The sequence below is a fragment of the Alteromonas sp. CH_MED4-4 genome (assembly GCF_037029575.1).
GTDB classification, from domain to species: domain Bacteria; phylum Pseudomonadota; class Gammaproteobacteria; order Enterobacterales; family Alteromonadaceae; genus Alteromonas; species Alteromonas macleodii.
In genome coordinates this window covers 140102-152925 of sequence record NZ_JAYMEU010000002.1, presented here as the reverse complement: position 1 = coordinate 152925, position 12824 = coordinate 140102, and the positions used below count along the sequence as shown (strand labels likewise).

General features: G+C 45.1%; 10 protein-coding genes and 1 tRNA gene. 7 read left to right on the top strand and 4 right to left on the bottom strand.

Annotated elements, in window-relative coordinates; all coding sequences use genetic code 11:
* The first annotated feature begins 239 nt into the window (after window positions 1–239).
* The 4 genes from WA381_RS02175 to smrA all read left to right on the top strand — a co-directional run bounded on the left by WA381_RS02175 (window position 240) and on the right by smrA (window position 2987).
* Window positions 240–1421, top strand: coding sequence for a flagellar assembly protein T N-terminal domain-containing protein (locus WA381_RS02175; RefSeq protein ID WP_014978559.1), 1182 nt, complete (start codon window positions 240–242; stop codon window positions 1419–1421).
* 484 nt (window positions 1422–1905) lie between these two features.
* Window positions 1906–1980 (top strand) — tRNA-Arg (locus WA381_RS02170).
* A gap of 132 nt (window positions 1981–2112) precedes the next feature.
* Entirely contained in the window at window positions 2113–2238 is a 126-nt protein-coding gene (locus WA381_RS02165) for a hypothetical protein (protein WP_264386958.1), read from the top strand.
* Between the two features lie 161 nt (window positions 2239–2399).
* Window positions 2400–2987 (top strand): DNA endonuclease SmrA, encoded by a 588-nt coding sequence (gene smrA / locus WA381_RS02160; RefSeq protein ID WP_014978558.1) that lies wholly within the window; start codon window positions 2400–2402, stop codon window positions 2985–2987.
* A 169-nt stretch (window positions 2988–3156) separates the two neighbouring features.
* Here the strand turns inward: smrA and WA381_RS02155 are convergent, their stop codons facing one another.
* The gene (locus WA381_RS02155) at window positions 3157–3297 is read right to left on the bottom strand and encodes a hypothetical protein (RefSeq protein WP_197044394.1); all 141 of its coding nucleotides are present in this window, start codon (window positions 3295–3297) and stop codon (window positions 3157–3159) included.
* Between the two features lie 259 nt (window positions 3298–3556).
* The gene (gene purL, locus WA381_RS02150) at window positions 3557–7444 is read right to left on the bottom strand and encodes a phosphoribosylformylglycinamidine synthase (RefSeq protein WP_014978557.1); all 3888 of its coding nucleotides are present in this window, start codon (window positions 7442–7444) and stop codon (window positions 3557–3559) included.
* A 176-nt stretch (window positions 7445–7620) separates the two neighbouring features.
* Between purL and mltF the strand changes: the two genes are divergently transcribed.
* Both mltF and WA381_RS02140 read left to right on the top strand, forming a co-directional pair.
* A complete protein-coding gene (gene mltF / locus WA381_RS02145) occupies window positions 7621–9024 on the top strand; it encodes a membrane-bound lytic murein transglycosylase MltF (protein ID WP_014948574.1) in 1404 nt (467 codons plus the stop codon).
* Window positions 9025–9186: 162 nt separating this feature from the next.
* Window positions 9187–9342, top strand: a complete 156-nt coding sequence (locus tag WA381_RS02140) for a hypothetical protein (RefSeq protein ID WP_014975860.1) — start codon at window positions 9187–9189, stop codon at window positions 9340–9342.
* A gap of 101 nt (window positions 9343–9443) precedes the next feature.
* Here WA381_RS02140 and tadA read toward each other — a convergent pair whose 3' ends face one another.
* Window positions 9444–10067: a tRNA adenosine(34) deaminase TadA gene (gene tadA / locus WA381_RS02135; RefSeq protein WP_014975859.1), complete on the bottom strand. Its 624-nt coding sequence runs from the start codon at window positions 10065–10067 to the stop codon at window positions 9444–9446.
* A gap of 323 nt (window positions 10068–10390) precedes the next feature.
* Between tadA and WA381_RS02130 the strand changes: the two genes are divergently transcribed.
* Complete coding sequence (locus WA381_RS02130) at window positions 10391–10618, top strand: hypothetical protein (protein WP_014975858.1); 228 nt, start codon at window positions 10391–10393, stop codon at window positions 10616–10618.
* Window positions 10619–10693: 75 nt separating this feature from the next.
* On the opposite strand, the gene WA381_RS02125 is transcribed toward WA381_RS02130, so the two are convergent.
* Window positions 10694–12661: a cation:proton antiporter domain-containing protein gene (locus WA381_RS02125; RefSeq protein ID WP_014975857.1), complete on the bottom strand. Its 1968-nt coding sequence runs from the start codon at window positions 12659–12661 to the stop codon at window positions 10694–10696.
* Between the last annotated feature and the right edge of the window lie 163 nt (window positions 12662–12824).

Genomic DNA, 12824 nt, shown 5'->3' with positions numbered 1-12824 from the left:
GTGGCAGCCTTGTAACTACGAGATACTGCCATACTCGCGGTAGCAGATTTTGACGTATTTAAACTGACGCTTTTTACAAACCTTTAGCAAGATACGCGTTGCAAGATATGTGCAAGATATGCGCCCGATTGATTTAATGGCGATGAAACCACATCAATTGGCACTCTTTTCGCATACTTCGCTTTATAAAGCGGGCGCTTTGCATAGCGCAGTTAGACAAAAACCTCCAGAGGTGTGCGGTGCGACATATTAGCAAAACAACGCTGGTAACTATTTTAAATGCTGTCGTGGCGGTAATTTGCCTGTTTGCATTTTTGGTTGGGCAAGCAAATGCCGTGTGGTACGAGGCTACAGGACAGGCAGTGGTGCGAAATGGCGATAAGGAAACTGCCAGACATGCGGCTACCCAAGAGGCACTTAAGCAAGCCATGCTTTTTGCAGGCGCATCAGTTCATAGTGTCGCGAAGCTTACAAATGGTCTTCTTAAAAATGAAGAGATGACCATTCGCTCTACCGGCGAAGTTGAACAACTGGAACTGGTTGATGAAGTTTATAGCGGCGATGTGATTACGGTAAGTATTCGCGCTGACATTTTTCCAAGAGGAAAAGTGTGTGCCGCACAAAATGACCAAAAACATTTCGCTACCACACATTTCAGGGTACGTAACAGAGCGCAACTAACACAGGGTAATATTCCCAACTTCGATGCTTCATTCACCCATCAGTTAGCGCAGGCCATGCGAAATAAAACTGAAAACCTAGATATTATCTATATCGCGCCACATACTGCAAAATTTGACAGTCGATATACTGACCAAAATGTACGCACGCTTTCAGCGCAAAGTAATACTCAATTTGTGCTGGTGGGCATGATAGATGATTTAAGCGTGACACGGGAAGAGGCTTCGGCTTTTACACCGTGGCGTGAGGGTACTTCTCGACGCTCCTTTGCTATGACCATTCAAGTCTATGACGGCATTAATGGAGGCCTGTTGTTGACTAAGTCTTATCAGAATCAAGGAGAATGGACATTCGACAGATTCGAAGATGTAGATGAATTTTCGACGAAATTTTGGCAGTCGCTTTATGGGCAAACCGTCAACGCGACAATAGCAGAAGCGATTGAAGACATAAAAGAAGCCACTGCATGCCAGCCAATGACAGGTAGAGTGATTAATGTTGCCGGCGATAAAATTTCTGTATCTTTAGGCAGAGACAATGGCATTTCTGAAAAAGATGAACTATACCTTTATCAAGCTAAAGAGATTGTCGATAACCGTGGCCGTAAATACTTACAGTACTCGCTATATCCTGGCAAATTTGTAGTGAGTAGTGCCTACGGTAATTCGTCTCTAGTAGTAAACGAAGGTGCAGGAATTATCGCAAACATTCAAGAACACGATTTTGTAGTAAAAAAATAGTCTTTCTCGATCTGCCTTAAACAGTTTAGAGTTCCCAGTTTATATAGTACTTTCGTCATCTAAGTGAAATAATTGCCTTTGGAAATGTATCGAACATCAATTACTTCAAGCATTGAATAAAGTGTAACTATAATCTTTTACTTCAATTCGTTTTTGTTAGAATCCAAACTATCGTAGGGATTTTGTTCAACAAAACATGCTGTTTTATCCAACAGCGGCATATAAAATTATCAAATTGAACAATCCCCATACACTGCTCTTTAGATTTACGAGACTAGCGGTACACTTTGATATTTAAAAATACGCTGACCATAGCCAAAGCCCTCGTATCTACGAGGGCTTTTTATATGCATTAGAAAACCAGGCCACGGGCTCATTACTTTCACGTCAATGACAGAGACATTCTTCTCATAGCGCTGCACCTTGTTGACAAAGGGTTTCGTATTTTCCCGAACTACGTATAATAAAACTCCCTACGCATTAGGTCCCCATAGTTTAATGGATAAAACAAGGCCCTCCTAAGGCTTAGATGTTGGTTCGATTCCAGCTGGGGACGCCATTAATTGCGCAACGTTTCTGCTTTTTAGTAAAGATGCTTATACACACCGTCGCCTGTAATATTGAAGAATTTATTATACTTTGGTTGTAATTTAGCCAATTTAAGTAATACTCTTCAAAACAGGAGAGCATTATGACTTTCGATTTCCCCCCACCTGATAACGCTGATAGTTGTGCCGAAACAGCTGTGCAGTGCCCATTTTCTGAAGAAGAATGGGATGCTATTGAAGCTTTAGCGGAACCTGGTGCCATTTACTAAACGATGATTTTTGGAATTTAATCCCCACTTTATAATTACACTGCAATCGGCGGTGCTGCTATTCGTTGCGACCGGTGATATATCAAGCGGTTATGCTCCATAGACCAACGGGGCTGAAATAGCGTATAAAAGATAGAGAAGTAGCTTATACGGGGATTAATATGAGCCAATTTGAAAACGACGATATCGATTCGTTTTTTGCAGAAATGCAAGATGTAAAACCAATCGCTTCAGATGATAAGGCTTTATTACACGATCCTGTAAAGGCGCTCGCTGAAAAACAAAAACGAGCGGCTAGGCAGTTAAGCGTCCGCGAAAAACTCGCTAACCCACTGAGCATGGAAGGCGTGAAGCCGGTACCTCCTGATAATTTCATACACTTCCAGCAGCCAGGTATTCAAGACGGCGTTTTTAAAAAACTTCGCCTTGGTAAATACCCTCTAGAGGCCAACGTAACACTTTCAGGGAAAACCTTAGAACAAAGCCGAGACCTGATTTATAGCACCATTAAATCTAGTCACGAACGCGGGGTTCGTGCACTGCTCATAAAACATGGAACAGGTGAAAATAGCAAACCCTTTCCCGCTTTGAAAAAAAGTTATGTTAACCATTGGCTAAGAGAACTAGACGAAGTCATTGCCTACCATACGGCTCAACCCATGCACGGAGGCTTTGGTGCTACATATGTGCTTTTGAAAAAGCATCCGCAGCAGAAATTAATTAACAGAGAAAAAAATAAGAAAGGATAAAATGAGAGGCAAGAACTAGTTGAGTCAGCTTTACCTTTTTGGACTTGTCTTTAGGTGTAACTTTTAGGCTTTCTCATGAAGCGCTATATGCTGAACGTTTTTATTACCCCCTAATGATTAACGCCCGTATCAAGCAACTTGATACGGGCGTTAGAATTTTTCTTTCAGACTACTTAACTGAAGACTGCACACTTAGCATTGTTGGAGCTTCGGCAGACTTCGCAGATGTGCTAAAAACAGCAGTTACGAACATCAGCACTACAGCTACAGCCACTCCGGTTAAGCCAAACCCTTTAGAAGAACGATTCATCGGTCGTCTCTTATTATTTAAACCAGCCGGCACATGCCTTTCACTGGTACAACCCTAACTCAACTCCTGTAACCTAATTGCATTCCTTGCTTGCACTACAATAGATCAGTGACAAACTGATGACAAGGGCAAAAATCAGATTTTTGACACTTTGCCAAAGCTTTGACACCTATTTATGGTATGAACGTTTATTAAACAGTATTTTTTCGAAAGATAAACAGGGGTTTCCCCCTGTTTTTATCGAACCAACAGTGCTTTGTTACCCAACAAATTTACGGGCATTTCTGAAGATACGCATCCACGCACCATCTTCTTGCCAATCGTCTGGACGCCACGAGTTTGCCACGGCTCTGAATACACGTTCAGGGTGCGGCATCATGATGGTGCTGCGTCCGTCTAGTGAAGTTAGACCTGTGATCCCCTGCGGTGAACCATTCGGGTTTGCCGGATATTGCATGGTTGGCTTGCCGTAGTTGTCTACGTAACGCATCGCCACCTGCGCGCCTACTTGTGACAGCGCGTTGTCATTGGCAAATTCAGCCTGACCTTCACCGTGCGACACAGCAATAGGCATACGCGAACCTGCCATGCCATCAAGCAGCACAGACTTAGACTCCATCACTTCGACCATTGCAACACGAGCTTCAAATCGCGCCGACTGGTTGGTCACGAAATGTGGCCAATGCTCAGTACCTGGAATCAGTGATTTAAGGTTCGATAGCATCTGACAGCCGTTACACACACCTAAGCTGAACGTATCGTTACGGTTGAAGAAGCCTTCAAACTGGTCGCGAGCCATGCTGTTGAACAATATAGATTTCGCCCAACCTTCACCTGCACCTAATACATCGCCGTAAGAGAAACCGCCACAAGCCGCAAGGCCCGCAAACTGTTCAAGGGTAATGCGACCAGCCAACACGTCACTCATGTGCACATCGATAGCATCAAAGCCTGCACGGGTAAATGCAGCCGCCATTTCTAGATGCGAGTTTACGCCCTGCTCTCTTAATATCGCCACTTTTGGCTTAACGCCTTTGGCAATATAGGGCGCTGCTACGTCTTCGTTTACATCATAAGACAACGCAGCATGCAAACCTGGGTCGGCAGCATCTTGCTTTGCCGCGTGTTCTTGTTCAGCACACTCAGGGTTATCACGCAGTTTCTGCATTTCAAACGTGGTTTGTGCCCACGTTGTACGCATTGATACGCGGCTATCTGCAAGTACAGCAACGCCACCGCGACTAAACTCAATCATGTCGGTGCTATTAAGCGTACCGATATCGTGAGTCAATTCAGTTAAACCGAATTCAGTCAGTACTGCGTTAACGGCATCCATATCGCTTTCAAGCACTTGGATTACGCCACCTAGTTCTTCATTGAACAATACGGCAATGTCGTTTCCAACTAGGCTATCAAGGTTAATGCTTACACCTGTTTTACCAGCAAAGGCCATTTCAGCAACGGTGGTAAACAGGCCACCGTCTGAACGGTCGTGATATGCACACACCAAACCTTTTTCAATTAACGTCTGCATTGCGTCAAAAAAGGCTTTAAGGCGAGTTGCAGAGACCACATCTGCTGGGCTATCACCAAGCTGAGTATAGACTTGTGCCAGGCAGCTCGCGCCCAAGCGATTTTTCCCTTCGCCCAAATCGAGTAGCAGCAAGCGACTTGCGCCTTTGTCTGTACGTAGCTGAGGCGTTAGGGTTTTGCGAATATCTTTTACTGCACCAAACGCTGAAATAACCAGTGACAGCGGAGAAGTCACCGCTTTATCTTCACCGTTGTCATTCCATGCCGTTTTCATAGACATAGAGTCTTTACCCACAGGAATGGTTAGGCCTAGCTCTGGGCAAAGCTCCTCACCCACTGCTTTAACCGCTTCATAAAGACCCGCATCTTCACCTGGGTGTCCAGCTGCTGCCATCCAGTTTGCTGACAGTTTAATGCGCTTAATATCGCCGATGTTTGCTGCGGCAATATTGGTTAACGCTTCACCCACAGCAAGACGTGCAGACGCGCCGTGCGATAGTAACGCGACAGGCGTACGCTCACCCATCGACATCGCTTCACCGTGGTAGGTGTCAAACGCTGTTGCAGTAACCGCCATATCTGCCACTGGCACCTGCCATGGGCCTACCATTTGATCGCGACTTACAAGGCCGGTAACCGAACGGTCGCCAATGGTGATAAGGAAGGTTTTCTCTGCCACGGTAGGCAAAGATAAAATGCGATTTGCTGCATCACTTAAGGTAATGCCTGCCTCGTTTAGCGCTGGCGAGCTAACCTTGGTCGAGCTTACGTCGCGGTGCATTTTAGGCGGCTTGCCTAAAAGTACATCAAGAGGCATATCGATAGGTTTGTTGTCAAACTGGCTGTCGTTCAGGTTGAGGTGCTGCTCGACAGTGGCTTCACCAACCACAGCAAACGGCGCGCGTTCGCGGGCACAAATTGCTTCGAACACTGGCATATTTTCAGGCGCGACAGATAAAACATAGCGCTCTTGAGATTCGTTACACCATAGCTCCAGAGGTGTCATACCTGGCTCATCTGACAATACTTTTCTAAGTTCAAAGTTACCGCCGCGGCCACCGTCATTAACCAGCTCAGGCAGTGCATTTGAAAGACCACCTGCGCCCACATCGTGGATAAACTGAATAGGGTTTTTATCCCCTAGCTGCCAACATGCATCAATCACTTCCTGACAGCGACGCTCCATTTCAGGGTTGTCTCGCTGTACTGAAGCGAAGTCTAAATCTTCGTTTGACTGGCCAGATGCCATTGATGAGGCTGCACCGCCGCCAAGACCAATGTTCATTGCAGGGCCGCCAAGCACAATAAGCTTAGCGCCTACCGTAATTTCGCCTTTTTCAATATGCTCGCGACGAATATTACCTAAACCACCAGCTAACATAATAGGTTTGTGATAGCCGCGCACTTCAACACCGTTGAAGCTATTGACTTCTTGTTCAAAGGTACGGAAATAACCCAGTAGCGCAGGACGACCAAATTCGTTGTTAAACGCTGCGCCACCTAGTGGGCCTTCAAGCATAATATCAAGGGCGCTTACAATGCGCTGTGGCTTGCCGTATTCGAATTCCCACGGCTGTTCAGCACCAGGAATACGTAAGTTAGATACGGTAAAACCAACCAAACCCGCTTTAGGTTTTGAACCACGACCAGTAGCACCTTCATCACGGATTTCACCACCAGAGCCTGTTGCCGCACCTGGGAAAGGTGAAATTGCCGTTGGGTGATTATGGGTTTCTACCTTCATCAAAATATCAATATTTTCATGATGGTATTCGTATTGGTGTGACTGCGGGTTCGGGAAGAAACGACCTGCTTGCCACCCTTCCATTACCGCTGCGTTATCTTTGTAAGCTGAATACACATGATCAGGTAACAACTCGTAGGTGTTTTTGATCATTTTAAACAGCGACTTCTCTTGGTCCTCGCCATCAATGGTCCAGCTAGCGTTAAAAATTTTGTGGCGACAGTGTTCAGAGTTTGCTTGTGCAAACATGTAAAGTTCAACGTCAGTCGGGTTTCTGCCTAGCTTAGTAAAGCTATCAAACAGGTAGTCAATCTCATCATCAGCCAATGCAAGGCCTAACGACACATTTGCATTAACTAGCGCGTCCTTGCCTTCGCCTAATACATCTACACTGGTAAAAGTATTAGCTTCGGTGTGAGCAAATAATACCGCCGCCTCTTCAGTGTTCGTAAACACTGACTCAGTCATTCTGTCGTGTAAGAAACTAGCGATAAGCGCAAAATCATCTTCACTCACAGTGTTTTCTGTTTCTATATAAAACGCGCATCCACGCTCTATGCGGTTGATATTTTTTAGACTGCAGTTGTGAGCGATGTCGGTGGCTTTAGAAGACCAGGGAGAGATAGTGCCGGGGCGAGGAGTGATGAGGAAGAAGGTTCCAGAAGGGGTTTGTGCTTGCCTTGCGGGGCCGTAAGTGAGCAGCTTCTCGAGTATCTCTATTTGCTGCTTAGACAAGTCACCTTGGGAATCGACTAGGTGAACATATTCGCTATATAGGTTTTTAACCCTAACGCCGGATTGACCCAGCTTTGCAATCAGTTTAGTTTGGTTAAACTCTGATAGTGCAGGAGCGCCTCGAAGGACCAACATATTGATTTACCTGGTTTGTTAGAAACAACGACCACCAATGCGACGCGTTGCCTCTTGGATTGATGAGTATTTCGGCGCGGATTATAGAGTAATTATGCGCAGTAAGTAACCTCATAACGCGCTTACATGAACTTTTTTTTAAACTTAGATGGTTTAATGACAACAAGTAAAGGTCTATGCAGTCACAAGACTATAAAAAACGATTAAAACTACAATTAATAATCATATTATCTATTGCTGTTATAAGTTGTGGTGTTCCTTCCGTACCCACTGCCCTTTCTTCATTATTGGAACGAGAATCGATCCGCGTGGGAACCGTTTATGGTGCAGGAACATTTTATAACGGCGCCGAGGGGCCGCAGGGTTTCGAATATGAACTGCTGGCAGGATTTGCCGATTACCTTGGCGTGACGCTCGACCTTTACCCTTTCTACAGCTATGAAGTCATGTTAGAACAGTTAGAAGAAGGTAATCTGGACATTGTCGCGACAGGCGATGCGGTAACGCCTTCACTTAAAAGTCGTTTTGCTTACGGTCCAGCCTATCAACACGTTCAACAAGAGCTCGTCTTCCAAGCAGGGACATCGAGACCTAGAGACTTATTAGAACTTGATGCCCCTATTATTACTGTGGCAGGTAGCAGCCAAGCTCACTTACTGTCTAGTTTATTAGGCCAGGTAACCGACCAAGCAAGTGATAGTGAAAGCCCAATAATAAAAACCCAACTTGTTACCACCGAAGATTCTGACTCTGAAGAACTGTTACAACAAGTTGCCAATGGTGACATTGCTTATACGGTAGCTGACAGCAACCGTCTAGCCCTTCAGCGCAGGCGATATCCTAACTTAGCCGTGGCAAAAACCCTTAATGAAGATATGCCGATGGCGTGGGCGCTCCCATTACATCAAGATGACTCAGTGAAAGCAGCGCTGATTGAATATTTTGGTACTGTACATCAGTCAGGCTGGTTTACGGTGTTAGAAGACAAGTACTTTGGCCATATTCGCCAGTTTGATTACGTCGACAGTCGTGCGTTTAATTATGCCGCCGAGACAGCACTTGCCCAATACAAACCCTTATTTCAACAGTATGCAGGTGAATTAGACTGGCGACTGCTTGCGGCCATGAGTTATCAAGAAAGTCACTGGGACAGTGACGCTATTTCAAGAACTGGCGTTCGCGGTCTAATGATGCTCACCATGGATACGGCAAGTGACTGGAACGTAGATGACAGAACCGATCCTGAACAAAGCATTCGCGGAGGCTCTCGTTATTTTGCCAGTTTGCTCAATCGCATACCTGCGCGAATTAGCGAGCCAGATAGAACCTGGATGGCTATGGCGTCGTATAATATTGGTATGGGCCATTTGGAGGACGCACGCATTCTTACCGAGCAACAAGGTGGCAATCCAGACCTTTGGGTAGATGTAAAGCGTCGCTTGCCACAGCTTAGGCAAAAGAAATATTACCGTACTACTCGCTATGGCTATGCAAGAGGCGATGAAGCGTTACAGTATGTGGAAAATATTCGTCGTTATTATGACAGCTTAGTATGGTTGGACGAACAAGGAAAAATTTAGAGTAACTCGTTATTCACTGTCTTGAAAATTGTCATTTCGATGTCATCTTTGTACCGTACCCTTAGAAACAGTTAGCCAAATGCTGGCTCACTTTCTCAAAGACAAAAAAGAGCACTCAACGTGAATACGTGTCTACGACAGGAAAAAGAGAAAGGAGAACAAATGAAAAAAAATCGATTTATGAAAAAAGGAATAAAATTGAAAAACAACAACAGACGCAGACTTATGCTCAAGCGTTGTCACCAAAAAGTACTTCAGCGCCGCAAGCTATTTGTTACCAGCGATATGTTCACTCAGTTAACCCGTACGCCTGGCTAAGTCACCTCTATGCCATCTGGTTCACAATGATTGACCATGTAACCGGTACATACCAAATGGGCGAAAACACGAATAAGCACAACTTCAGGCAACGCTATAAATTAGCTTGAAGCATCACCCTCTAGCAGTCTTTTCGCCTTTTTGGCAGCCTTTATTTCTTTCCTGCGCTTGCGAAAAAAATCTGACAATTTGTTAGCACATTCGTCAGCTAATACGCCAGATACAACCTCAAGTTGATGATTAAGCGCAGGATGTTGCAATAAGTTCATGACCGAGCCCGCAGCGCCTGTCTTCGCATCCTTTGCGCCAAACACCACCCGCTTTACCCGTGCATGTACCAGCATACCTGCGCACATAGAGCAGGGCTCTAATGTCACATACAACGTAGCATCAATAAGTCGGTAGTTTTGCACCGCAGCTGCTGCTTCTTTAACAGCGCGTAGCTCTGCATGCGCAGATGGGTCATTATCCGTTATCGGCGTATTGAAGCCTTCACCGATAAGCTCACCGTTTAATACTACGCAGGCGCCGACTGGCACCTCACCAATCGACTCAGCCTTATCGGCAAGCGTTAACGCATGCCTCATCCACATTATGTCTTCTTCTGTCGCGATGTCTTCCATTGCGATTTCAGTCAACGGCTCCTGCACAGCCTCTTTTTCTTGCGTTTGCTTGTTTGCAAGGTCGAAGTTTGATGTTGGACGGTTGCTATTTTGGTCACTCATTCGTCAATTTTGCTACTTTACTTGGTGAAATTCGTTAACATTTATTTTGTATTAGCTTAGGTAAACATTCTAACTTATTAGAAAGTAATGACTTTTGTCACTTGGCAACCTACTTGCAATCTCTCATTATAACACTGCTGGTGTGAAGGACTTAACTGGTTACATTTTTTACTAAAAAGTACGTTAGATAACCGCTATAGTACATGAAGCGAAGCAGTAATTTTACCGATAAGTATTTAACTAAATACGGGGTGAATTAGGCAACAGGCCAAATTTTCACCTACACTGTTTTAAAGCCATTTGTGAGGGATACCACCGTGAATATGACCGCGATTGCAATAGTAGCCATTTGTGCCTGGGCCTTAGTTACCATTGTCGAAAGTGCAAAAGACAAAAGTAAGAAGAAACTTAGCAGCAAAGAAACCGATGCTTATAAAGCCGAAATTGCAGAGCTTAAGGAACGAGTTTCTGTGCTTGAGAAGATAGTGACAGACGAGCGCTACGACCTAAAAAAGCAATTTGCGGACTTAGAAAGCGACCGCGTAGCGTAAGCTTGAACTCACGTAATTCAACACACGTTCCATGGCAAGCGCGCTAGATTAAACAACGCTAAGTTTAACTGCGTGCTAGCTCCCTTCTAATAGTTTTCGCTCTGCTCGCTCCACACGCCGGGGTTTACCCGCAATCACTAGCACGTCATGGGCTTGCAAAATAGCGTCTTGGTCTGGGTCTTTAACTTCATTTCCATCCCGTCTTAGGCCCTTAATCGCTACTCGCATTCTCGAGAAATCGATATCTTTTATGGCTTTGCCAATACAGGAAGCGTGTTCGGACAACACCACAGCATGGATAAACTCTAACTTGTCTTCTGTGCCATAGGTGATCTCTGTTGTTTCTCCCGGGTAAAAGCCGTGCATATGATCGTAGCGACCTTTTCTCTCAGCTCGCACCCGCTTTAAAATACGAGACATTGGCACGCCGGCGTAATGCAGCACCTGCGATACCAACATCAAGCTCCCCTCTTGCAGCTCTGGCACGACTTGATTGGCACCCGCGCTGTATAGGCTTTCAAGCTGGTAGTCTCGTTTGGTACGCACCATAACATCTGTAGTGCTCGTAATGCTTCGGGTCTGCGTTATCACCTGCTTGGCCTTATCGACTTGATCAAACGTAACAAGCACAAGCTTGGCACCTTCTACATTGGCAGTAATCAATATATCTTTTTGACTCGCATCACCGAAGATGACGGGCTCTCCCGCGTTTCGACTCTCGTGTACTCTGACAGGATCCATATCTATGGCAACAAAATGAATGCCTTCCATTTTCAGCATGCGAGCTACCGACTGTCCAACGCGGCCAAACCCGCAAATAATGACGTGGTTGGTTAACGGCTCTGCATTACCAAAGCTCACATTGTCATCGAACGAGATATCCTTGTTAACAATACGCCTTGCTATGGTGACGCTGTTATTCATAAGCCACGGGGTTAACGCCATACTGATTACACCCATACACACAATCAGCGATGACTGCTCTGACGTTAACACGCCGTGTGTCGTAGCAAGCGCAGCAATTACAAAACTAAACTCGCCAATCTGACAAAGTTTAACCCCAGCAGACCAGCCATCTATTGCATCGGTTTTAACTAATAGAGATGCGCCTCTTACTAAAATGACTTTAACTATCATCAAAGCAAAAACGCCAAAAACAATCTCAAACAGGCTATTCCACAGTACAGTGAGTTCTAACTGCATACCCACGGTAACAAAAAATAACCCCATTAAAATATCTCGAAACGGACGAATGTCGGCTTCAAGTTGATACTTGTATTGGCTTTCCCCCAACATCATACCCGCCAAGAAAGCGCCTAGCGCCATGGATAGCCCGAAGTAATAAGTTAGCCCTCCTGCCAATAGGGCAATCAATATAGTGGTCAGAACAAACAGCTCGTCTGTCCTTGTTCTTGCTACCTCTCTAAACACCCAAGGTAGTAACCACTTACCCACTGACATTAGAAACGCAATGACAAACACACCTTTAAGCAACGCCTCGCCTAAAGCTAGCGCAATACTTACTTCACCAGTCTGGGCTAAAAGAGGAATAGCAATTAGGAACGGAACCACCGCTAAGTCTTGAAAGAGCAAGATACTTACCGCTAATTGTGTACGCCTGTTATTAAGAATGCCCATTTCGGTTGCTTGCTTAATTACAATAGCGGTTGAGCTTAACGCCAGCGTACCACCAATAATGATGGACGCACTCATTGGAATGCCGAGAAACAGAGGAACACAGGTAAACACTGCCGTGGTAAACACCATTTGCCCTAATCCTACACCGAATACTAAAGAGCGCATTGCCAACAATTTGGGTAACGAGAACTCAAGACCAAGTGAAAAGAGCAAAAACACTATGCCCACTTCAGCGAGCAGGTGCATTTCTTCTGGGTGGGCAAACACAAATAATAGTTGTGGACCCGCGAGTACGCCGGCAAACAGATAAGCAAGAATAGGAGGGAGATGAATGCGTTTAAATAATGCGACCGCGCATACCGATATGAACATCAATATCACGATATTTAAAAAGCTCGTCCCCACACTACCTCCTAAAGCTACATAAACTTCCATTTGTAAAACAGGCGCGATAAATCACGCGATTTTACGCTTTAAACTAAAGACTAATGCCTGAAACACTTTGTTGGCATCTAGTTTGCAAAATCCACTGTGCAAATGCAGATCCGGCAAGTTTTGCCGCTGTGAT

Excerpts from the sequence above, each read along its gene's own strand:
- WA381_RS02130 (WP_014975858.1), top strand. The coding sequence starts at position 10,391 with ATGACCGCGATTGCAATAGTAGCCATTTGTGCCTGGGCCTTAGTTACC.
- WA381_RS02140 (WP_014975860.1), top strand. The coding sequence starts at position 9,187 with ATGAAAAAAAATCGATTTATGAAAAAAGGAATAAAATTGAAAAACAAC.
- WA381_RS02155 (WP_197044394.1), bottom strand. The coding sequence starts at position 3,297 with ATGAATCGTTCTTCTAAAGGGTTTGGCTTAACCGGAGTGGCTGTAGCT.
- WA381_RS02165 (WP_264386958.1), top strand. The coding sequence starts at position 2,113 with ATGACTTTCGATTTCCCCCCACCTGATAACGCTGATAGTTGTGCCGAA.
- smrA (WP_014978558.1), top strand. The coding sequence starts at position 2,400 with ATGAGCCAATTTGAAAACGACGATATCGATTCGTTTTTTGCAGAAATG.
- purL (WP_014978557.1), bottom strand. The coding sequence starts at position 7,444 with ATGTTGGTCCTTCGAGGCGCTCCTGCACTATCAGAGTTTAACCAAACT.
- mltF (WP_014948574.1), top strand. The coding sequence starts at position 7,621 with ATGCAGTCACAAGACTATAAAAAACGATTAAAACTACAATTAATAATC.
- tadA (WP_014975859.1), bottom strand. The coding sequence starts at position 10,067 with ATGAGTGACCAAAATAGCAACCGTCCAACATCAAACTTCGACCTTGCA.